This window comes from Solirubrobacter soli DSM 22325 (assembly GCF_000423665.1).
Classification (GTDB): Bacteria; Actinomycetota; Thermoleophilia; order Solirubrobacterales; family Solirubrobacteraceae; genus Solirubrobacter; species Solirubrobacter soli.
The window spans coordinates 158,916-178,945 of the sequence record NZ_AUIK01000009.1 but is presented as its reverse complement, the minus strand read 5'-3'; the positions used below and the strand labels follow the sequence as shown (position 1 = coordinate 178,945).

Genomic DNA, 20,030 nt, shown 5'->3' with positions numbered 1-20,030 from the left:
GTCCAGAATGGACTTCCGAGGGTTGATTATGAGTCGGTACGGTCACACTCAATGTCGATGAGCACGGACCCATCGCCAGACCGTCGCTCCGATCGCGAGCGTCCGGCGCTCTCGCTCGCCAGCGAGCGCGCGCTCGAGGTCGTCGAGGTCGCGGAGTTCGGGGAACGGCTACGCGCCACGGTGCGCGAGGCGATGCAGATCGCCGACGACACGCTCGAGGTCGTCCTGAGCACGATGCTCGCGGGCGGGCACCTGCTGCTCGAGGACCGGCCGGGCGTCGGCAAGACGCAGCTCGCCCGCACGCTCGCCGGAAGCGTCGACGGGCGCTTCGGCCGCGTGCAGGCGACCGTCGACCTGCTCCCGACCGACATCCTCGGCGCGACGATCTGGCATGCCGGGACCGAGACCTTCGAGTTCCATCCTGGCCCGGTGTTCGCGAACGTCGTCCTGGTCGATGAGCTCAATCGCGCCACACCGAAGACGCAGTCCGGCCTGCTCGAGGCGATGCAGGAGCTGCAGGTGACCGTCGACGGCCGCACCCACCCGCTCGAGCGGCCGTTCATGGTCATCGCCACCCAGAACCCGAACGTCGGCTATGACGGCACCTACCGGCTGCCGCCCGCGCAGCTCGACCGTTTCCTGGCCCGTGTATCGCTCGGCTATCCGACGAGCGATCAGGAGATCGCGCTGTTGCGCGAGCCACCGTCCGGCGGCGGCCGGCGGGCGGGCGGCCTGCGCGAGCTGCTGGCCGCCCAGGCGCAGGTCGAGGCGGTGCGGGCGAGCGACGCGCTGCTCGCGTACGTCGTCGCCGTCCTCGCCGCGACGCGCGAGCACCCGCTGAGCGAGACCGGCGCGAGCCCGCGCGCGGGGCTGCAGCTGCTCGGCGCCGCCCGTGCGCGAGCGGCGCTGCAGGGTCGCGACTTCGTGCTGCCCGACGACGTCCAGGCACTGGCGGTGCCGGTGCTCGCGCACCGGATCGAGCCGGTCGCCGCGGCCGCGCTCGACGCCCCGCTGGAGATCGTCGCGGACGCGCTGAAGGACGTGCCGGCACGGTGATCCGCAGCGGAGCGCTCGCCGTCGCGCCCGCGCTGCTGATGCTCGCGGCGGCGACGCTCGGCTCGCTCGCGCTCTTCGGTCTCGCGCTCGCGCTGATCGTTCTCTACGTCGGGATCGCGGTCTCGTTGTCGCTGGCCGCGCGGCGGGTGACCCTCGTCCGGACGATCGAGCGCGGCGACGTGCAGGAAGGCCTGCCGGTCACGGTGCGCTTCGAGGTCGGCGGGCTGCGGGCCCTGCCCGTGCGGGTCGAGGTGCTCGGTCCGGGCGGTCGCTGGCACCCGCTCGAAGGCGGCGTCGGGAGCTTCGAGCTCGTGATCGATCGCCCGGGCGCGCACGTGCTCGGCCCGTCCCCGCTGCTGCTGCGCGACGACCTCGGGCTCTTCTCGCGCCTGACCGTGAGCGGCCGGCCCGACTCGCTGCTCGTCCTGCCGGAGCCCGCTCCGCCGCCGGCGCGGCTGCGGGCGGGCGGGGCGCTGGTCGCCGCCGACCCGGAGCCCGACGGGCTGCGCCCGTACACGCCGGGCACCCCGATGAGCCGCGTCCACTGGGCGAGCGCCGCACGCGGCGGCGAGCTGCAGGAGCGCCACTTCACGAGCGCCCGCGACCGGCTTCCGCTCGTGGTCGTCGACACCCTCGGCGCCGACGGCGCGGCGCTGGACTGGATCGCTCGCTCGGCCGCCGGGATCGTCCTCGCGCTCGCCCGCTCGAGCGGCTGCCGCGTGCTGCTGCCGGGCGACCGCGTGCCGACGACGCTCGACGACAGCGGCGGCTGGCCGGCGATGCATCGCCGCCTCGCCGCGCTCGAGCCGGGCACCGCGGCCACGCCGACGGCGCTCGGCGATCGCGACGTCCTCCATGTCCGCGCCGCGAACGCCCCGACGCCGCTCGACGACCGCGGCGACCTGCCGCCGGGCGTGATCGCGCTGGCGGACTGGGAGCGCCGGCACGGGCCGGAGAGGGCGGCGGCGTGAGGGTGCCCGACGACGCCGGCTCGCGCGGCGCGACGCCCGCCCGAGACGGCGCGCGCCGTGGCACCACCGGCGGCGCGGACCCCCGCGCGGCCTCACCGACCGCGGGCGCCACGCCCGCCCGCCCCTCGTCGCGGCTCGCCACCCCTCGCGCGTGGAACCGCGCCGCCGGGCTCGCACTGCTCGCGGCCGCCGGCATCTACGGATGGTGGCCGATGTTCGGCAGCTCGCTGGTGTGGGCGGTGCCGATCGCCGTGGCCGCGTGCCTGATCGCGGCCCACGTCATCGGAGTGCGGACCGGGTTCCTGATCCTCCTCGCGTGGTTGCCGGCCGCGCTGCTGCTCGCCGGGCTGCCGCCGCGGGTGCTGCGCCCGCGGGGGATCGGCGCGTCGGTGAACTCGCTGCAGGACGGCCTGACCACGATCGCCGGCGCGCACGGTGCGCGGCTGCTCGACGAACCGTGGGCGCTGGCCGCCGCGTTGATCGCGTTCGGCCTCACGTGGTCGGTCGCGGCGCTGCTGTCCACCGCGGGCCCGGCGCCGCGGATCACGGCGCTGGTCATCGCCGCGCACCCGGTCCTCGCCGCCGTGCTGCTCGAGAGCACGCCGCCGAACGCCGCCTGGCACGGCGTCGTGTTCCTCGCCGCGATGCTGCTGTGGGCGACCCGCGGGCGGCTCACGCTCGCGCTGCCCGCGGTCGCGATCGTCTCGCTGGTCGCGGTGACGGCCGCGCAGGCCTTCGGGCCGCACGACCGCTGGCTGCGCTTCGACGGCTCACCGCGCAAGCCGAACTTCAGCCGCCTGGACCCGACGCAGACCTACGGGCCGCTGACCAGCCGCCGCACCGGCGCGACGATGCTCGAGATCACGTCCGAGGAGCCGGCGTTGTGGCGGATGCAGGCGCTCGAGGACTGGGACGGGCGCGGCTGGGCGTTCGTCCGCAACCGCGACCCGCTGCCCGAGCCGCGCGCCGTCACGGTGACCACGAAGGTCCGGATCGTCGGGCTCGCCAACCGGCTGCTCGCCGCGCCCGGCCGGATCACGGCGGTCGACTCGGGTCGCGGGAGCGAGCAGTCGCGCGGCGACTCGTACCGCTTCACGGAGCCGCCCGCGACGGACGACACCTACACGGTCGAGAGCCAGGTCGTCCGCGCGACGGCCAAGGAGCTGGAATCGGTGAAGATCCCGACCAGCGACATCTACGACCCGTACACGCGCTTCTGGCCGCGCCGGTCGCGGCCGGGTGAGCGCCCCGTCACCCGCCTCGCGGACCACCTCAACGGCTGGCTCAGCCAGAGCCCGTGGGGGGACGCGATCCTGCTCGCCCGCCGCCTGTCCGACGGCACCGACTCAGAGCTCGAGGTCGTGCGCCGCGTCGAGGACTACCTGACGAGCGGGCGGTTCCGCTACACGACCGACGTCGGCGACCCGGGCTCGGACCCGATCCTCGACTTCCTCTTCAAGACCCGCGCCGGGTACTGCCAGCACTTCGCCGGCGCGGCCGCGATGCTCCTGCGCCTGGCGGGCATCCCGACGCGCGTCGTCACCGGGTTCGCGACCGGCAAGCGCACGGGCGAGAACACCTACGACGTGCGCGACGAGGACGCGCACGCCTGGATCGAGGTCTACTTCCCCGGCTTCGGCTGGGTGCCGTTCAACCCGACGCCGGCGAGCGCCGAGGCGGACGTCGCGCCCGAGACCGACGTCCTCGCCACGCACTCGGCGGTCGGCGGCATCAGCTCCGGCACCCCGACCGCCGCCCTCGGCGTGCTCGCGCTGCTCGGTCTCGCCGTGGGCGCGTGGCGACTCAACCGGCGCCGCACGGCGCCCGCGTTGGGCGAGCTGCTCGTACGGCTGACGCCGCAGGTCGGCCCGGCGACGACGCTGAGCGCCCTGCGCCCGCAGCTCGCGGCGATCGGGCCGGCGACCGCGGAGCTGGCCGACCAGGCGGAGCGGGCGCGCTTCGCCGCCGACGGTACGACCGAGCCGCCGCACCCCCGCCTGCGCGTCTGGCGCGCGCTCTCGCGCGACGTCGGCGTGTGGCGGGCGATCCGCCTCCTGCTCTCCCCGCGCCGACCCCCCGCCGCCGAATAGCCCCGTCCGACAGGCGTCGAACCGGTTGTCCCCATCCAACCGGAGGTACATCTGATGGACACCACCATCGAAGCGCTGGCGCAGCGCCTGCTCGACCTGCGCGACGACGACGTCGCCCTGCTCGAGCTCGCGACCGAGATCGAGGCCGACGCCTTCGCGGCGTTCGCCTCGGACTATGTCGCGATCTATCCGCCGTGCACGAGCTGCCACACCGCGTGAGCACCCGCTCGATCGCCCCGGGCGCCCGCGTGGCGCCCGGGGCGGCGGCCCTGCTGCTGGACGGCGCCCCCGCCCAGCGCGTGACCCGCCACAGCCTCGACATCCAGGTCCGCTTCGGCCCGGTGCGCTCCGGCGCGTCGGCCGTCGTCCTGTGCACGCGGGCCGCGGACCCGGACGCCGACGAGCTCTCGCTGCGCCTCGCCGCCCGCTCGGTCCCGGTCGTCCGCATCGACGCCGACCGCGACGCCGACGACGACCTCGCCTGGGACGGCGACCGGCTCACCCTGACCCGTGACCGGCGCACCTACCTTCCCCGCGTCCTCTGGACGCGCCTGTACGCGCCGGCCGCCCGCCGCGGGGACGAGCACGCGCGCGAGCAGACCGCCGCGCGCGCCGCCAACCTCGCCGCACTGCCCGGCGCGCTGACCATCAACCCGGGCGCCCGCCTGGCCGACGCGCCCAATCGCCTCGCCCAGCTCGCGTACGCCGCGGCGCACGGCTTCCGCACGCCGCGCTCGCTCATCACCCACACCCCCCGCGACACCGGCGACGTCGTCGTCAAGGCCGTCGGCCCACACTTCCACGAGCCCGAGCCCGGCCGCGCGCTCACCCTGATCCCGCGGCGAATGCGGCTCGCGAGCCTGCCGGCTCAGGCGGCGCCGTTGCTGGTCCAGGAGCCGATCGAGCACGAGCGCGAGCTGCGCGTCTTCGTCGTCGGCGAGCGGTGCATCGCCTACGCGCTGCGCAAGCCCACGCTCGACGCCGCGGCGCGCGCGCCCGAGACGATCGCCGTCGAGCCCGCCGGGCTGCCCGACGACGTCGCGGCCCGCGTGCTCGCCCTCGTCGGCGATCTGAAGCTCCAGATCGCCGCCGTCGACCTGCTCGACACCGGCGACGAGCTCGTCTTCCTCGAGGTCAACGCGAGCGGCTCCTGGCGCTGGTTCGAGCACCGCACCCATACGTCGGTCGTCTCGGAGAGCGTCGCGGCCTGGGTCGCCGATCGCTTCGCGGAGGTGACGGCGTGAACGTCCGCGTCGCCGCTTCAGGCTCGCTCGCGTTCCGCGAAGGCGCGGCCGTGTGGGACAACCACCTCGACCACCGCCAGCACGCGCTCACCGAGCTCAGCCTCGACGTGCTGCGCCACTTCTCCGACTGGCGGGAGCTCGCCAGCGCCGCCGAGCTCGGCCCGCGCCACGAGGCGGTCGCGCGCCGGCTGCTCGAAGCGGGCGTGCTCGTCGCCGAGGACTCGCTCGCCCACGCGCGCGAGCTGCACGTCACGGGCTCCTGGGGTCGCTGGGGCGGCGCGGCCGAGCGCTTCCACTTCGCCTCGCGCACGACGTCCTCGACCACCTTCGCCACGCCCGCCTCGTCGTTCGCGACGATGCGCCACCAGGGCGTGGAGGAGACGCCGCCCGCGATCGCGGCGCGGCGACACGGCGAGCCGATCGCGCTGCCGGGGACGCGCATCGGCGACTGGCAGCGGCCGGACGTGGTGAGCGCGTTGCTCGACCGCCGCTCGGCACGCTCGTTCACCGACGCGCCGGTGGCGCTGGATGACCTGGCGGCGATCCTGCACGTCGCGGGCGGGTTCCTCGGCGTCTTCGACGAGCTCGGCACCGGCCCCGAGGCCTACAAGACGAGCCCGTCGGCGGGCGCGCTGCACCCCAACGAGCTCTACGTCCGCGCCCGGCGCGTGTCCGGCCTGCAACCCGGCACCTACCACTACGACGCCGCCGGCGGCCACCTCGTCCGCGTCGGCGCCGAGGCCGTCGACATCGACGACCCGCGCGCGTACGGCGACCAGGAGTGGCCGGCGCTGAGCCCGGTCACGCTGCTGCACACCGCGGTCGTCGCCCGCAACCAGTGGCGCTACCGCACGCCACGCGGCTACCGCGACGTGCTGCTCGGCCTCGGCCACGTCAGCCAGACGATCCTCCTGGCGGCCGGCGCGCGCGGGCTCGGCGGTACGTTCGCGACCGCGATCCGCGACGAGGTCCTCGAACGCCACCTCGGATGCGACGGCGTCGACGAGATCGTCCTAGGCGTGACTGCGCTTGGATGCGCCGGAATCCAGCTGACGCCTGACGCGGTGTCACCAACGTGGCTCCGCTAACGGTTTTTTAACCGAAGGTAGTTGGTCCTTTAGTTGCCCTTCAGGTACGCTCGCGGCCTACACGGAGGGAGTTGTATGAGGATGAAGGGTTGGGGCGCCGTCTCCGCGGCGTTTGTTGTTTCCTGCGCGCTCGTGGCGCCGGCGCAAGCCGCGCAACGCAAGATCGAGCCGCTCAATCAGTACCTCGTCCGCGGTGGCGACGTGTCCAAGCTGGGAGAGCTCGGCTACGACGCGACCGAAGGCGGGTCGAAGAACGGGCAGGCGATCGTCGCCACGCCCAAACAGGCCGCCGAGTTGCGCGCGAAAGGCTTCACGGTCACCGCGCCCTATGGCGAGCTCAAGGCCGCTCAGGCCGCGCCGCCGGATCCGTTCTCGGACCCGACGCACGGCTATGACGTGTTCCGCCCGTGGCACCTCAAGCCCGCCGCGTGCCCCGGCACCTGCTCCGGCGCTGTCGACAGCGCGGGCAAGCCGATCAATCTGCAGACCTGGTACGAGAACCAGCGCGCCGCGCATCCCGACCTCGTCAAGAAGGTCGTCTACGGCAAGTCGCGGTTCGGCCAGGACCTCGTCGCCTACAAGGTGAGCGTCGGAGCGAACACGCTCGCCGACGGCGCCAAGCCCGTCGTCTGGTACGAGACCACGCAGCACGCGCGTGAGTGGATCGCGACGGAGGTCGGCCGGCGCCTGTTCGGCTACGTCCTCTCGCATGCGACCGACAACGCGTCCGGCATTCCGACGCTGCTCCAGAACACGGAGATGTGGTTCGTCCCGGTCGTCAACGTCGACGGCTACGACTACACGTTCGAGCGCAAGGCCACCCGCCTGTGGCGCAAGAACCTCAACGACAACGACGGCAACAACGTGCTCGACGGCAACGACGGCGTCGACCCGAACCGCAACTGGGCGGAGAAGTGGCGCTACGACGAAGAGGGCGCGGCCGACGACTTCACCGACGACACCTACCGCGGCGCCTCGGCGGAGTCCGAGCCCGAGGTGTCGACGCTCGACGCGCTGATCCGCGGCCTGAAGCCGAAGTTCCTGATCGACTATCACTCCTACGGCCCGCTGATCCTCTATCCCGAGGGCTGGCAGGTCGAGACGCCCAGCACCGACACGCCGGCGACGATGGCGCTCGCGGGCCTGGACGACGACCACCCGGCGATCGCGGGCTTCGACCCGGACGTCTCGGGTGAGCTCTACACGACCAACGGCGACGTCACCGACCACGTGTACCAGCGCTACGGCGCGCTGGCCTACACCGTCGAGCTGATGCCGGGCACCGGCGGCGCCGTGGGCGGCACCGACGGCGGGGCGGACGCGTTCCTCCCCGGCGGCTTCGTCTTCCAGGACTCCGAGGCCGCGGTCGAGGACCAGTTCCAGCGCAACCTGCCGTTCGCGCTCGACATGGCGAAGTCAGCCAAGACGCCGGGCCGCCCGGTCTCGCACCTCGGCAACACCGCGCCCGACTTCGAGCCGCACGCGTTCAAGTACTCCTACGGCGACCCGCAGACCGTCGAGGTCAACGCCAACCGCGACCTCGGTCCGGTCGACGTCCTCTGGCGCGTCAACGGCGGCGTCGTGCACCGCGCCCCCACCGCCGAGTACAAGGGCGGCGAGCGCTACGGCGCGCCCGGCGTCTACTACCACAAGATGCGCGCCACGGTGACCGGCTTCACGGCCGGCGACAAGGTCGAGGTCTGGTTCAGCGCCGGCGCCAAGACCTCGTCGTCCTTCACGTTCAACGCCGAGAAGTCCAAGTCCGGCGACGTGCTCGTGATGGCCGCCGAGGACTACTCCGGCAACACCAACCTGCTCGGCCAGGGCCCGCACCCGGGCCCGGAGTTCCTCAGCTACTACACCACCGCGCTGCAGGACCTGAACGTGTCCTACGACGTCTATGACGTCGACGCGCACAGCCGCACCGCCCCGGACCCGCTCGGCGTGCTCTCGCACTACAAGAGCGTCATCTGGTACACGGGCAACGACCTCTACGTGCGTGAGCCCACGCAGCCCGGCGGCACCGGCAACTCCAAGCTCGCCGACGACGAGGTGATCGCGACCCGCGACTACCTCAACGACGGCGGCACGATGCTGGTCACCGGCCAGCAGGCGCTCGAGGGCGCGTGGCTGCAGCTGCTCTACAACCCGCTCGGCGCGCCGCCGAACCCGTTCTGCAAGTCCAACAACACGCAGGGCCAGGACGACGCGGACGACCCCGTCGGCCAGTCGACGAACTGCATCATCGTCTCCAACGACTTCATCCAGTACTACCTCGGCGCGTGGATCAGCGTCGTGGCGGCGGAGGATGACGACGTGGCGACGCTGCCGTTCAAGGGCACAGGCGGCCCGTTCGGCACGACCGCGTTCACGCTCAACGGCCCCGGCTCGGCGGACAACCAGTTCATCGCGCAGACGTTCGTGACGACGTCGAGCATCCTGCCGGCGAACCAGTTCCCGCAGTTCGCGTCGCAGCGCGCGGTCGGGTTCGACCGCCCGCCCGCGTTCGACCCGCCGGAGGGCACGAAGTACGCCTACGCCGAGTCGAGCGACGAGAGCTACCAGCGCCTGCGCCGCACGGTCGACCTGACCGGCGCCACGAGCGGGGCGCTGAAGTTCAAGGTCAGCTACGACACCGAGCTCGACTACGACTACGTGTTCGTCGAGGCGCACACGGTCGGCCAGGACGACTGGACGACGCTGCCCGACAAGAACGGGAACACCTCGGACGACGTCGGCTCCTCGTGCGACATCGACTGGAACACGATCCACCCGTTCCTGAACCACTACCAGACCAACCCGACCGCGGCCGCGGACTGCACCAACACCGGCTCGACCGGCAAGTGGAACGGCGCGACCGGCAACTCGGGCGGGTTCCAGGACTGGGAGATCGACCTCTCCGCCTACAAGGGCAAGCAGGTCGAGGTCTCGATCACCTACGCGCAGGACTTCGCGTCCGCGGGCCTCGGCGTGTTCGTCGACGCCGTGCAGGTCGTCAAGGACGGCGTGGTGAGCGAGTCGCAGGGCTTCGAGAACGGCCTTGCCCCGTGGGTCGCCGGGCCGCAGCCGGCCGGGACCGAGAACGCGGCGACGTGGGTCGCCCGCGGCGCCGTCGGCTTCACCGAGGGCCCGGGCATCGCGACCGACGACACGCTGCTGTGGAGCTTCGGCCTCGAGGGCGTCTCGACCCGGGCCGAGCGGTCGGCGGTGCTCAAGGACGCGCTGACCTACCTGCAGCGGCCGCGGCCGGCCACCCCGCCGGCACCGGGCCCGCCGCCCGCCACGTACGGGACCAGCGTCGACGGTGGCGTCGGGGGTACCGTCCCCGCCACGCTGTCGCTGACGCTCGGGACGCCGGCGAGCTTCGGCCCGTTCGCGCCCGGCGTCGCGAAGACATACACGGCGGCGACGACCGCGAACGTCATCTCGACCGCGGGTGACGCGCTGCTGAGCGTGGCGGACCCGAGCTCCTTCGGGACCGGCCACCTCGTCAACGGCACGTTCATCCTGCCCGAGCCGCTCCAGGCTCGCGCTCGCAACGCCACCAACACCGGCACGGCCTACAACAACGTGGGCTCCTCGGCCTCGCCGCTGAACCTGCTGGTGTGGAACGGCCCGATCTCCAACGACTCGGTGTCGCTGGAGTTCAGCCAGTTGGTCAAGGCCAACGATCCGCTGCGGACGGGCACGTACAGCAAGACGCTGACGTTCACCCTGTCCACGACGAACCCGTAGGGCTCGCGTTCGGCGCCGCGCTCTTTTAGAGCGCGGCGCCGACGTCGCGCACGAACGGCTCGACGCCCGCCCACTCCTCGTCGGCCACCGTCAGCCGGAAGCCGCCGCCGCGGCGCTTGGGCCGGCACGTGAACCACACCTCGCGGCGGCCTTTGCGATCCGGCTCGGTGACCTCCAGATGGAGCAGCCCGACGATCATCCGCTCCGCCTCCGCGGACCGCTCGGAGAACTTCTCCAGCACGCGCCCGTCGAACGTGAGGATGACCTGGCCGAGGATGTCGTCGGCGTGCGAGAGTTCGAGCATCGGCGCGACGCTATAGGAGGAGAGACAGATGGCTGAAGGTGTGCTCGAGGGCCGGCGTGCTCTTGTGACCGGCGGCGCACAGGGGCTCGGAGAGGGCATGGCGCGAGCGCTCGCCGCGGCCGGCGCCAAAGTCCTGATCGGCGACGTCCAGGACGCGTCCGCGGTCGCCGGGGAGATCGGCGGGCATGCCACGCAGCTGGACGTCACCGACGAGGCGAGCTGGGAGGCGGCGATCGCGACCGCGGTCGAGCAGCTCGGCGGCCTCGAGATCCTCGTCAACAACGCCGGGATCGAGATCACCGGGCTGATCGTCGACGCCCAGGCCGCCGACATCCGGCGGATGCTCGAGGTCAACGTGCTCGGCACGGCGCTCGGCATCAAGCACGGCCTGCGGGCGATGCGGCCGGGCGGCGCGGCCGGGAACGGCGGCTCGATCGTCAACATCGCCTCGGTCGCGGCGACGATCGCGTTCCCGGGGATCAGCGGGTACTCGGCAACCAAGTCGGCGGTGGATCGGTTGACCCGCGTGAGCGCGTTCGAGGCGGGCAAGCTCGGCATGGGCGTGCGCGTCAACTGCGTCTACCCCGGCCTCGTCCCGACCGCGATGGGCACCAAGCTCGCCGTCGACATGGCCGAGATCGGGATGTTCCCGAGCGTCGAGGCGGCGATCGGCGCGGTCGTCGAGCAGACCCCGCTGGGGCGGCTCGGCGAGGTCGCCGACATGGCCGACGCGGTCGTCTTCCTCGCGTCCGACCAGGCGCGGTTCATCACCGGCATCGGGCTGCCGGTCGACGGCGGTATGGGCATGTAGCGCATGTCCTCGCTCGTCGACTACCTCGACAAGGGCGCGTCGCTGGGCCGCGAGGCGCCGTGCCTGGTCGAGGGGGACCGCACGCTGACCTACGCGGACGTCGTCGACCTCAGCTGGCGGGTGGCGGGTGCGCTGGCGGCGTCGGGCGTCGCGCCCGGCGGCAAGGTCGGGATCCTCTCGAGCAACAACGCGACCGCGTTCGCGTGCGTCTTCGGGATCGCGCGGCTGGGAGCCGTGTGGTGCCCGATCAACCCGCGCAACGAAGCCGCCGAGAACCGGGCGCTGCTCGAGCTCTTCGACTGCGAGCTGCTGATCTACCACCCGAACTACGCGGCGATGGTGGCCCAGCTCGGGCTGGCGAAGACGGTGTGCCTGGACGACCTCGACGCGTGGCTCGCGACCGCGGTCGAGGTCGAGCAGCGCGACCCGCCGGACGACCTCGCGATGCTCGTCGGCACGGGCGGCACGACCGGGCTGCCGAAGGGCGTGATGTTGACCGCCCGCAACCTCGAGACGATGACCGCGCTGACGCTGATGGGCTACCCGTTCAACGGCCGGCCCGCCTACCTCGCGCTCGCTCCGCTCACCCACGCCGCCGGCGTGCTGTGCTTCCCCGTGATGTCGCTCGGCGGGCGGATCGTGATCATGCGCGCGCCCGACCTGACCCAGTTCCTCTCCCTGGTGCAGTCGCAGCGGATCACGCACACGTTCCTCCCGCCGACGCTGATCTACATGCTGCTCGGGCACGAGGACATCGCGAAGACGGATCTGTCCTCGCTGCAGTGCTTCTGGTACGGCGCGGCGCCGATGTCGACCGCCCGGCTCGAGGAGGCCCTGACCGTGATCGGGCCGGTCATGGCGCAGCTGTTCGGCCAGAGCGAGGCGCCGATGATGGTCTCGATGCTCCCGCCCGCGGACCACTTCGACGCGGACGGCAACGTCGCGCTCGGGCGGCTCGCCTCCGCGGGACGGCCGGCGCCGCTCGTCCGCGTGGGGATCATGGACCCCGAGACCGGCGTGCTGATGCCCAACGGCGAGCGCGGCGAGATCGTCGTCCGCAGCTCGCTCGTGATGGCCGGGTACTACAAGGACCCGGCGGCGACCGAGGCGGCTTCGCGCTTCGGCTGGCACCACACCGGCGACATCGGCTACCTCGACGACGACGGCTACCTGTTCATCGTCGACCGATTGAAGGACATGATCATCACCGGCGGCTTCAACGTCTACTCGGCGGAGGTCGAGCAGGCGCTGATGCAACACCCCGCGGTGCGTGACTGCGCGGTCATCGGCCTCCCGGACGAGAAGTGGGGCGAGCAGGTGACGGCGGTGGTCGAGCCCCAGCCGGGCGTCGAGGTCGACCCAGCGGAGCTGATCGCGTTCGTCAAGGAGCGGATCGGCAGCGTGAAGGCACCGAAGCGGGTCGACGTGTGGGCGGAGCTCCCGCGCTCGAAGGTCGGCAAGATCCTCAAGACGGAGGTCCGCGCAGAACTGTCCGCGCACTAGGCGCGCCGTCGAGCGCCGCGCGTGCCGCCCTGCGGCAATCGTCGAGAGCGAGTGATCGAATCTGCGCCCGCGCGGCCCCGACGCGGGCCGCACCGGTACTGAGCTCGTCGACCCCCAGGCCGAGGAGCAGCGGAAGCATCGCCTCCTCGCCCGCGGCCTCGCCGCAGACTTCGACGGTGAGGGCGGCGTCGTGGGCGGCAGCGACGGTGCGGGCGATCGCTGCCAGCACCCGCGGGTGATCGGCGGGCGCGGTGCCGGCGGCGAAGCGATCGATGCCCAGCGTCGATGCCGTCAGGTCGTTCGTGCCGATGCTGAGGAAGGCCGAGTGCGCAGCGATGGCCGCCGCACCCGCCACCGCGGCTGGGGTCTCGATCATCGCCCCGAGCGAGCCGGTCTCGATACCCGTGCGCTTGCGGGCGCGCGCGAGCAGCTCGCCGGCCGCCAGCAGTTGCGAGACGTCGTCGACCATCGGCAGCATGATGCGCAGGCGGCATCCCGCTCCTTCGGCGAGGATCGCCGCCAGCTGATCCTCGAGCGCCGCCGGATGGCGCAGCAGCAGCGCGATGCCGCGGCTGCCGTCGTCCTCGCCGGCGAGGAACGGGGGCAGCTTGTCGCCGCCGAAGTCGAGTACCCGGACCGTGCTCACGCGGCCGGCCAGGGGCAAGAGCAGCGGGCGCAGCGCGCGCCGGTGCTCGGCCTCGGTAGGCCAGCGCCCCGCATCCAGGCAGAGCAACTCGGTGCGCACCAGGCCGACGCCCTCGGCGCCGGCGTCCAGGGCGGCGCGCACCTCGGCGGCGCTGGCCACGTTGGCGAGGACGGTCACGTGGTGCCCGTCGGTCGTGACGGCGGGCTCTGAGCGAGCGTCGATCGCGGCCTGGCGCGCGGCGGCCCGGGTCGCGGTGGCGCGCCGGGCCGCGGTCTGACGCTCCTGCTGCGGAGCGACCAGCACCTCGCCCGCGTCGCCGTCGAGCACGACGTCAGCCTCCGGCCGGATCGTCAGCAGCTGCGGCCCCGCGCAGGTGACCATCGGCAATCCGAGCGATCGGGCCAGGATCGCGGCGTGCGCCGTGGGGGCGCCGCCGGCGAGCGCGATGCCCTGCGCCCAGCCTTGGAGCTCGGCCACGTCGGCGGGCCCGAGATCCTGCGCGATCGCGATGCCGTCCTGGGCGCCGCCCGCCGCCGATGCGCCGCCCACGAGGCGCGCGGCCCGTCGTCCGACGGAGCGCACGTCGTCGGCGCGGGCGGCGAGCACCTCGTCGGCCAGCGCGGCCAGCACCGCGGCGGTCGCGTTCGTGGCGTCGAGGATCGCCGCGACGGCCGGCCGGCCGTCCTCGAGCACGGCGCGCTCGACCGCCGCCCGCAGCTCCGGGTCGCGGGCCATCAGTGCCCCGGCCTCCAGGATCTCGGCGTCGGCGGCATCCAGCGTGCGGGCGAGTGCGTCCAGCTCGTCGGCGGCCGCCTGCAGCGCGCGGGTGGCGAGCAACGCCGTGGCGGGCCGCTCCTCGAGCGGCACGTCCGCCTCGGCGCTGGTCGGCACATCCAGGATGACCGCGCGGCCGGCGGCCAGGCCGGGGGAGGCGGGCAGACCTTGGAGCACGTCAGTCATCTCGCGAGACGGCGCGCACCAGCGCACGCATGATCAGTGCCGTGGAGGTCGCTCCGGGGTCCTGGTGGCCGATCGACCGCTCACCGAGATACGAGGCGCGGCCCTTGCGCGCCTGCAGCGGCACCGTCGCGCGGGCGCCCTCGTCGGCGGCCGAGGCGGCGGCCTCCAGGGCGATGGCCAGCGGCTCACCGGCGCCGAGCGCGGTCCGCAACGCGGCGGTCGCGGGCGCGAGGGCGTCGACGATCGTCTTGTCGCCGACCTCGGCGGCGCCGAGCTCCTGGATCGCCGTCAGCGCCGCATCGAGCGCCACGGCGAGCTGGGCGCCGTCGATCTCCGCCGCGTCGCCGAGCGATCGGCCCGCACGGCGCAACGCCGATCCCCACAGCGGGCCGCTCGCTCCGCCCACCGTCGCCACCAGCGTCTTGCCGCAGGTGATGAGGACCCGGCCGGGGGTGTCCTCCCCCCGGCCCGCGAGCGCCTGCTCCACGGCGTCGAAGCCGCGGACCATGTTGGTGCCGTGATCTCCGTCGCCGATCGCGGCGTCGAGCTGCGTCAGCTGGTCGCGGTGCACACGCACGGTGGCGCCCGCCTCCGCCATCCACGCGGCGATCGTGGCCGACCGCACCGTCGCTTCGGTGAGCACGCCTCGTCACGCTCCCCAGCGCAGGGCGGCCGTGTCGACGGGCGCGTCCCAGAGGGTCTCGAACTCGTCGTCGAGTTCGAGCACGGTGACCGACGCTCCCGCCATCTCGAGCGAGGTGATGTAGCTGCCCACGAGGTTGCGGGCGGGCTCGAGGCCGGCGGCGCGCAGCAGCTTGTCGACCTCGTTGTAGAGCAGGTAGAGCTCCAGCTCCGGGGTGCCGCCCATGCCGTTGACGAACGCCAGCACGCGCGAGCCGGCGGGCTTGAGGTCGGAGAGCACCGGCTCCACCATCTCGTGGGCCAGTTCGCGCGCGGTGCCCAGCGGTCCGCGCCGGCGGCCCGGCTCGCCGTGGATGCCGATCCCCAGCTCCACTTCGCCGACTGGGAGGTCGAAGATCGGCCTCCCGGCCGCCGGCGGCGTGCAGGAGGACAGGGCGATCCCGAAGGATCGCGCGCGCTCGTTCACGCGCCGCGCGATGGCCGCCACCGTCGCCAGGTCGTCGCCGCGTTCGGCGCTCGCCCCCGCGATCTTCTCCAGCAGCACGGTCGCGCCGACGCCACGCCGGCCCGCCGTGTACAGCGAGTCCTGGACGGCGACGTCGTCGTCGACGAGCACGGACTCGACGTGGATGCCCTCGTCGGCGGCGTCCTCGGCCGCGAGCTTGAAGTTCATCACGTCGCCGGTGTAGTTCTTGACGATGTGGATCACCCCGGCGCCGCCGTCGACCGCCTTGGTCGCGGCCAGCATCTGATCGGGGACGGGCGAGGTGAAGACCTCGCCGGGGCACGCGGCATCGAGCATGCCCTTCCCAACGAAGCCGCCGTGCAGCGGCTCGTGGCCTGAGCCGCCACCCGAGATCAGCGCGACCTTGCCGGAGACGGGAGCGTCGGCGCGGGTGAGGATCTGCGCCTCGGCGTCGTAGCGGAGGATCCGCGCGTGCGCGGCCGCGAGCCCGGCGAGGGACTCCTTGACGACGTCGGCGGGATCGTTGAGCAGCTTGCGCATCGAGGCGGCGGAGATTTCGGTGGCCATGATGATCCTCTCTGTCAGCGCGCGGCGGCGGCCGGGACGGTGTCGGGGGTCGTGACGGCCTCGTGGATCGGCCGCTCGACGCGGCGCGGCTTGGCCAGCAGGTCGTAGACGGCGGCGGCGAGGCCGGCGCCGACGAGGCCGGGCAACACATACACCGGGATCAGCTGGCCCCAGTGCGTCGCGCCGCCGCCGATCGCCGAGACCAGCTCGGGCCCGAAGGCGCGCGCCGGGTTCAGCGAGGCGCCCGTGATCGGGCCGACGATCATGATGATCGCGATCACGACGCCGCCGATGACCAGGCCGGCGAGGTCGCTGGGCGAGCGCGAGTCGACGATCCCGAGGATCGCGAACATCAGCATGAACGTTCCGATGCCCTCGCTGAAGATGGCCTGCGCCCAGGTGCTGGCGTCCTCGTTGAACGACGTCATCCCCATCCCGAGGTCGATCGCGTCGTGCGCGAACACCGCCCAGATGGCGAATGCGCCGATGACGGCGCCGACGACCTGGGCGGCGACGTAGACCGGCACCTCGCGCCAGGGGAACCGCTTGGTGAGGGCGAGCGCGCACGTCACCGCCGGGTTGATGTGACAGCCCGAGACCTTGCCGATCGCGTACACGAGCGCCGCGATGATCAGGCCGAAGGCGAACGAGATGCCCAGCAGGTCGGCTCCCGAGATGGCGGGCTTGCTGTCGCCGGCGAGGACAAGGGTGGCGACCACCGAGCCCGGACCCACCAGCACGAGCAGCGCCGTACCGATCGTCTCCGCGACTGCGCGCTGACCCAGGGAATGCTCCTGCATCGTCGTCCTCCTCCTCGGTTGCTGCGGACTTCGATTCGGTAATGCCGAATCCGATTTGCGAACCGTAAACCCGTCGTGGTGCTCGTGTCAAGTCGCACGTACTGTTGACCGATTCGGCATTGTCGAATAGCATTCGAATTCAGCAAGCCCTGAGGAGGAAGCGGATGGTGGGTGTCGTCGTCGTGTCCCATAGCGCCGAGATCGCGCGGGGCGTCGTGGAGCTGGCCGGCCAGATGGCCGGTGGCGAAGTGCGTCTGGAGGGCGTCGGCGGGGACTCGCACGGCACGCTCGGCACCGACGAGCGCCGCGTACGCGAGGCGATCCACCGGGCGGACGACGGCGACGGCGTGGCGATCCTGGCCGACCTGGGAAGCGCCGTCCTGACGATCCGGCACATCCTCGAGAGCGGCAACGGCGGCGTGCGACTGGCGGACGCGCCTGTGGTCGAGGGCGCCGTGGCGGCGGCCGTCGTCGCTTCGATGGGCCTGCCGCTCGCTGAAGTCGTCAAGGCCGCTGAGGAGGCGCGCGATGTCCGAAAGCTCTGAGTCCGTCGTCTGGCTCCCGGCCGACGTCGATCTGCACGCCCGCCCCGCCGCGCGGTTCGTGCGCACCGCGCTCGGCTTCAACGCGAACGTCCAGGTGTTCGCCGCCGATCGCCGCGCGGACGCGAAGTCCCTCTTGGCCGTGCTCGCGCTCGGGGCGCGACGCGGCACCGCGCTCAGGCTGAGCGCCGATGGCCCGGATGCCGACCGCGCGGTCGCAGCGCTGTCGGACTGCGTCGCCGGGCTGGTCGAGTAGCCCGACTAAGGCGCGCCGGTCGGCCAGCGCGGCGCGCCGAGTTCCCGCGAGATGCTGCGCGCCGCATCGGTGACCGCCTCCGGCAATCCCTTCGCCGGCCCGCGCGGGAAGATCCGCCGCGTCTCGCCGACGACCCCGATCGCGCCGACGGCGTGCTCCCCGTGGTCGACGATCGGTGCCGCGAGGCTCGACTCGCCCAGCACGGCCTCGTCGCGCTCACGCGCAAAGCCCTTCGTACGGACGTCGGCGAGCTCCGCGGTGACGGCCGTGGCCGTCAGCGTACGGCTCGTGAGCCTCGGGAGCGCCTCCGCGGTGAGCTCGGCCACAAGGGCATCCGGCTGGTAGGCGAGGATCGCCTTGCCGAGCGCGCTGGCGTGCGCGGGCAGCTGCGCGCCGACCTCGAGCACCTGGAAGGCGGCGTCGGGCCGGAAGACGTGGTGGATGACGACCACGGACGGCCCGTGCAGGACGCCCACCCGCACCGCCTCACCGGTCTGCTGCGCGAGCCGCTCGGCCTGCACGAGCGAGCGCGCCCGCAGCTCGTTCAGGTCGAGATAGGAGGAGCCGAGGTGCAGCAGCCCGGGCCCGAGCTGGTACTTGTCGGAGTCGCGATCCTGTTCCACGAAGCCGTGCGCCAGCAGCGTCTGCAGCAGCGCGTGAACGGTTGGACGCGAAAGCGTGAGCTGGTCCGCGAGCTGCGACACGCCGAGACGCCGCGGGCCGCCCGCGAGCGCCTTCAGGATGCGCGCCGCCCTGTCCACCGACTGGATCGTGCCTCGCCGGCGCCCCGTCGTCGGCTCTTCGCTGTTCGGCATTATCGAATCCACTTCGAGAGTGTAAGCCGCGATCACGCGCGCAGCGCGCGACCCAGCGCGGCCACGATCAGCGCGGTCGAGGCCGCGCCCGGATCCTCGTGGCCGATCGACCGCTCCCCGAGATACGACGCCCGGCCCTTGCGTGCCTGCATCGGCACCGTCGCCTGGGCCCCCGCCGCGGCCGCGTTGCCGGCGGCCTCGAGCGCCTCGTCCAGCGACGCGCCCTGCTCCACGGCCGCGCGCAGCGCCGCCGCGGCCGGTCGCAGAGCGTCGACCATCGTCTTGTCGCCGGGTTCTGCCGCCCCGAGCTGCACGACACCGGCGAGCGCCGCGTCGAGCGCGTCGGCGAGCCGGGCACCGTCCAGCTCCGGCGCGTCCCCAAGCGCCCGTCCCGCGCGCCGCAGCGCCGTGCCCCAGAGCGGCCCGCTCGCACCGCCGACGGTCGAGACCAGCGTCTTTCCCGCGAGGATCAGCTGGCGCCCCGGGGGCAGATCGTCGTTGCCCGCGAGCGCCTCCCGGACGGCGAGGAAGCCGCGCGTGAGGTTCACGCCGTGGTCCCCGTCGCCGATCGCCGCGTCGAGCTGCGTGAGGCGATCGGTCTCCGCCGCGATCACCGCGGAGACCTCGTCCATCCAGGCGATGACGGAAATGGAGCCCACGGCGGCACGCCGAAGCATCCCACACCCGAGATCGCGTGCTCCCGCGACAGTTCAATACATATTGAACTAGATCGGGTTTATGCTGTTTGCATGACGGGTGAGGTCGACCTGGCTCGCATCGGCTCGCTGCTCGCGGACCGGACGCGCGCGACGATCCTGCTGACGCTGCTCAACGGCGGGCTCACGCCGGCGTCCGCGCTGGCGGAGCGCGCGGAGGTGTCGCGCTCGCTGGCGAGCAGCCACCTGCGCAAGCTCGAGCTCGGCGGCCTCGTGCGCGTCGAGCCGCGCGGGCGCCAGCGGCTCTACCGGCTCGCGAGCCAGTCGATCGCCGACGCGCTCGAGGTGCTGATCCTGCTCGCCCCCGCGCTCCCCGTCTCCTCGCTGCGCGGCGCCCACGCGCGGGATGAGCTGCGGCGGGGACGGCTCTGCTACGACCACCTCGCCGGCCGTGCCGGGGTCGCGCTGACCGAGCACCTGGTCACTGCCGGCCTGCTCGTCCCCGGCGGCGGCGACTTCGCGGTCAGCCCCGCGGGCAAGCGTGCGTTCGCGGAGCTCGGGATCGACACCGCCGCGCTCTATGCCCGCCCGCGGCCGCTGACCCGCGCGTGCATGGATTGGAGTGAGCGCCGACACCACCTCGCCGGCAGCCTTGGCGCCGCGCTGAGCGCCGAGCTCGTGCGGCGCGGGTGGGTCGAGACCCGCGAGGCCAGCCGCGCGGTGACCGTGACGCCGAACGGGCGACGGGAGCTGGAGGCGCGGTTCGGGATCGCGCCCGCTTCCTGGGAACTGAGCGACGAAGCGGGCCTCGCGGCATGACGGCTCGCCGATGTCCGCGCGCCTGAGCCGCGCCGCCTGATCTTCCTCTCGCCGCTCCG

19 protein-coding genes are annotated in these 20,030 nt (G+C 73.0%); 12 read left to right on the top strand and 7 right to left on the bottom strand.

All coding sequences use genetic code 11. The features are described from left to right. The first annotated feature begins 57 nt into the window (after window positions 1-57). From G569_RS0107885 to G569_RS46465, 7 genes are all read left to right on the top strand, one after another. Window positions 58-1,056 (top strand): AAA family ATPase, encoded by a 999-nt coding sequence (locus tag G569_RS0107885; protein WP_169542095.1) that lies wholly within the window; start codon window positions 58-60, stop codon window positions 1,054-1,056. Then, the gene (locus tag G569_RS0107880; RefSeq protein ID WP_028063011.1) at window positions 1,053-2,027 is read left to right on the top strand and encodes a DUF58 domain-containing protein; all 975 of its coding nucleotides are present in this window, start codon (window positions 1,053-1,055) and stop codon (window positions 2,025-2,027) included. Before G569_RS0107885 ends, G569_RS0107880 begins: the two co-directional genes overlap by 4 nt. Beyond that, window positions 2,024-4,117 carry a transglutaminase TgpA family protein gene (locus G569_RS0107875; protein ID WP_157591890.1) on the top strand — a complete coding sequence of 698 codons (2,094 nt, stop codon included), beginning with the start codon at window positions 2,024-2,026 and terminating at the stop codon, window positions 4,115-4,117. Before G569_RS0107880 ends, G569_RS0107875 begins: the two co-directional genes overlap by 4 nt. A gap of 54 nt (window positions 4,118-4,171) precedes the next feature. Further along, on the top strand, window positions 4,172-4,336 hold the full coding sequence (locus G569_RS62325) for a hypothetical protein (RefSeq protein WP_157591889.1): 165 nt from the start codon (window positions 4,172-4,174) through the stop codon (window positions 4,334-4,336). Beyond that, window positions 4,333-5,361, top strand: a complete 1,029-nt coding sequence (locus tag G569_RS46475; protein ID WP_157591888.1) for an ATP-grasp domain-containing protein — start codon at window positions 4,333-4,335, stop codon at window positions 5,359-5,361. Before G569_RS62325 ends, G569_RS46475 begins: the two co-directional genes overlap by 4 nt. Continuing rightward, complete coding sequence (locus G569_RS46470; protein ID WP_053226019.1) at window positions 5,358-6,449, top strand: SagB family peptide dehydrogenase; 1,092 nt, start codon at window positions 5,358-5,360, stop codon at window positions 6,447-6,449. Before G569_RS46475 ends, G569_RS46470 begins: the two co-directional genes overlap by 4 nt. Before the next feature lie 132 nt (window positions 6,450-6,581). Beyond that, entirely contained in the window at window positions 6,582-10,184 is a 3,603-nt protein-coding gene (locus G569_RS46465) for a M14 family metallopeptidase (RefSeq protein ID WP_053226018.1), read from the top strand. A gap of 25 nt (window positions 10,185-10,209) precedes the next feature. Here the strand turns inward: G569_RS46465 and G569_RS0107850 are convergent, their stop codons facing one another. Next, window positions 10,210-10,488, bottom strand: coding sequence for a hypothetical protein (locus G569_RS0107850; RefSeq protein WP_028063009.1), 279 nt, complete (start codon window positions 10,486-10,488; stop codon window positions 10,210-10,212). Between the two features lie 28 nt (window positions 10,489-10,516). Here G569_RS0107850 and G569_RS0107845 point away from each other — a divergent pair, with 28 nt between their 5' ends. Next, a complete protein-coding gene (locus G569_RS0107845; RefSeq protein WP_028063008.1) occupies window positions 10,517-11,299 on the top strand; it encodes an SDR family NAD(P)-dependent oxidoreductase in 783 nt (260 codons plus the stop codon). Between the two features lie 3 nt (window positions 11,300-11,302). After that, window positions 11,303-12,802, top strand: a complete 1,500-nt coding sequence (locus G569_RS0107840) for an acyl-CoA synthetase (protein WP_028063007.1) — start codon at window positions 11,303-11,305, stop codon at window positions 12,800-12,802. Here G569_RS0107840 and G569_RS46460 read toward each other — a convergent pair. Genes G569_RS46460 through G569_RS46455 form a run of 4 tightly spaced genes read right to left on the bottom strand, consistent with a single transcriptional unit; the run spans window position 12,765 to window position 16,883 of the window. Next, window positions 12,765-14,408, bottom strand: a complete 1,644-nt coding sequence (locus G569_RS46460) for a putative PEP-binding protein (protein WP_053226017.1) — start codon at window positions 14,406-14,408, stop codon at window positions 12,765-12,767. The genes G569_RS0107840 and G569_RS46460 overlap by 38 nt on opposite strands. Next, the gene (dhaL, locus tag G569_RS0107830; RefSeq protein ID WP_053226119.1) at window positions 14,401-15,006 is read right to left on the bottom strand and encodes a dihydroxyacetone kinase subunit DhaL; all 606 of its coding nucleotides are present in this window, start codon (window positions 15,004-15,006) and stop codon (window positions 14,401-14,403) included. Before dhaL (G569_RS0107830) ends, G569_RS46460 begins: the two co-directional genes overlap by 8 nt. A 51-nt stretch (window positions 15,007-15,057) precedes the next feature. Then, window positions 15,058-16,056, bottom strand: a complete 999-nt coding sequence (gene dhaK, locus G569_RS0107825) for a dihydroxyacetone kinase subunit DhaK (RefSeq protein ID WP_028063005.1) — start codon at window positions 16,054-16,056, stop codon at window positions 15,058-15,060. 41 nt (window positions 16,057-16,097) lie between these two features. Then, window positions 16,098-16,883 carry an MIP/aquaporin family protein gene (locus tag G569_RS46455; RefSeq protein ID WP_053226016.1) on the bottom strand — a complete coding sequence of 262 codons (786 nt, stop codon included), beginning with the start codon at window positions 16,881-16,883 and terminating at the stop codon, window positions 16,098-16,100. 164 nt (window positions 16,884-17,047) lie between these two features. Between G569_RS46455 and dhaM the strand changes: the two genes are divergently transcribed. Both dhaM and G569_RS0107810 read left to right on the top strand, forming a co-directional pair. Beyond that, on the top strand, window positions 17,048-17,428 hold the full coding sequence (gene dhaM, locus G569_RS0107815; RefSeq protein ID WP_028063004.1) for a dihydroxyacetone kinase phosphoryl donor subunit DhaM: 381 nt from the start codon (window positions 17,048-17,050) through the stop codon (window positions 17,426-17,428). Continuing rightward, on the top strand, window positions 17,412-17,681 hold the full coding sequence (locus tag G569_RS0107810) for an HPr family phosphocarrier protein (RefSeq protein WP_037495271.1): 270 nt from the start codon (window positions 17,412-17,414) through the stop codon (window positions 17,679-17,681). Before dhaM ends, G569_RS0107810 begins: the two co-directional genes overlap by 17 nt. A 5-nt stretch (window positions 17,682-17,686) precedes the next feature. Here G569_RS0107810 and G569_RS0107805 read toward each other — a convergent pair whose 3' ends face one another. After that, window positions 17,687-18,496, bottom strand: a complete 810-nt coding sequence (locus tag G569_RS0107805) for an IclR family transcriptional regulator (protein WP_053226015.1) — start codon at window positions 18,494-18,496, stop codon at window positions 17,687-17,689. Window positions 18,497-18,528: 32 nt separating this feature from the next. Further along, a complete protein-coding gene (dhaL, locus tag G569_RS0107800; protein ID WP_053226014.1) occupies window positions 18,529-19,173 on the bottom strand; it encodes a dihydroxyacetone kinase subunit DhaL in 645 nt (214 codons plus the stop codon). A gap of 72 nt (window positions 19,174-19,245) precedes the next feature. Between dhaL (G569_RS0107800) and G569_RS46450 the strand changes: the two genes are divergently transcribed. Then, a complete protein-coding gene (locus G569_RS46450) occupies window positions 19,246-19,971 on the top strand; it encodes an ArsR/SmtB family transcription factor (protein WP_064750290.1) in 726 nt (241 codons plus the stop codon). Window positions 19,972-20,030 lie beyond the last annotated feature (59 nt).

Excerpts from the sequence above, each read along its gene's own strand:
- G569_RS0107840 (WP_028063007.1), top strand. The coding sequence starts at position 11,303 with ATGTCCTCGCTCGTCGACTACCTCGACAAGGGCGCGTCGCTGGGCCGC.
- dhaL (WP_053226119.1), bottom strand. The coding sequence starts at position 15,006 with ATGGCGGAGGCGGGCGCCACCGTGCGTGTGCACCGCGACCAGCTGACG.
- dhaL (WP_053226014.1), bottom strand. The coding sequence starts at position 19,173 with ATGCTTCGGCGTGCCGCCGTGGGCTCCATTTCCGTCATCGCCTGGATG.
- G569_RS62325 (WP_157591889.1), top strand. The coding sequence starts at position 4,172 with ATGGACACCACCATCGAAGCGCTGGCGCAGCGCCTGCTCGACCTGCGC.
- G569_RS46460 (WP_053226017.1), bottom strand. The coding sequence starts at position 14,408 with ATGACTGACGTGCTCCAAGGTCTGCCCGCCTCCCCCGGCCTGGCCGCC.
- dhaM (WP_028063004.1), top strand. The coding sequence starts at position 17,048 with ATGGTGGGTGTCGTCGTCGTGTCCCATAGCGCCGAGATCGCGCGGGGC.
- G569_RS0107885 (WP_169542095.1), top strand. The coding sequence starts at position 58 with ATGAGCACGGACCCATCGCCAGACCGTCGCTCCGATCGCGAGCGTCCG.
- G569_RS0107850 (WP_028063009.1), bottom strand. The coding sequence starts at position 10,488 with ATGCTCGAACTCTCGCACGCCGACGACATCCTCGGCCAGGTCATCCTC.
- dhaK (WP_028063005.1), bottom strand. The coding sequence starts at position 16,056 with ATGCGCAAGCTGCTCAACGATCCCGCCGACGTCGTCAAGGAGTCCCTC.
- G569_RS0107805 (WP_053226015.1), bottom strand. The coding sequence starts at position 18,496 with ATGCCGAACAGCGAAGAGCCGACGACGGGGCGCCGGCGAGGCACGATC.
- G569_RS0107810 (WP_037495271.1), top strand. The coding sequence starts at position 17,412 with ATGTCCGAAAGCTCTGAGTCCGTCGTCTGGCTCCCGGCCGACGTCGAT.
- G569_RS46450 (WP_064750290.1), top strand. The coding sequence starts at position 19,246 with ATGACGGGTGAGGTCGACCTGGCTCGCATCGGCTCGCTGCTCGCGGAC.
- G569_RS0107845 (WP_028063008.1), top strand. The coding sequence starts at position 10,517 with ATGGCTGAAGGTGTGCTCGAGGGCCGGCGTGCTCTTGTGACCGGCGGC.
- G569_RS46455 (WP_053226016.1), bottom strand. The coding sequence starts at position 16,883 with ATGCAGGAGCATTCCCTGGGTCAGCGCGCAGTCGCGGAGACGATCGGT.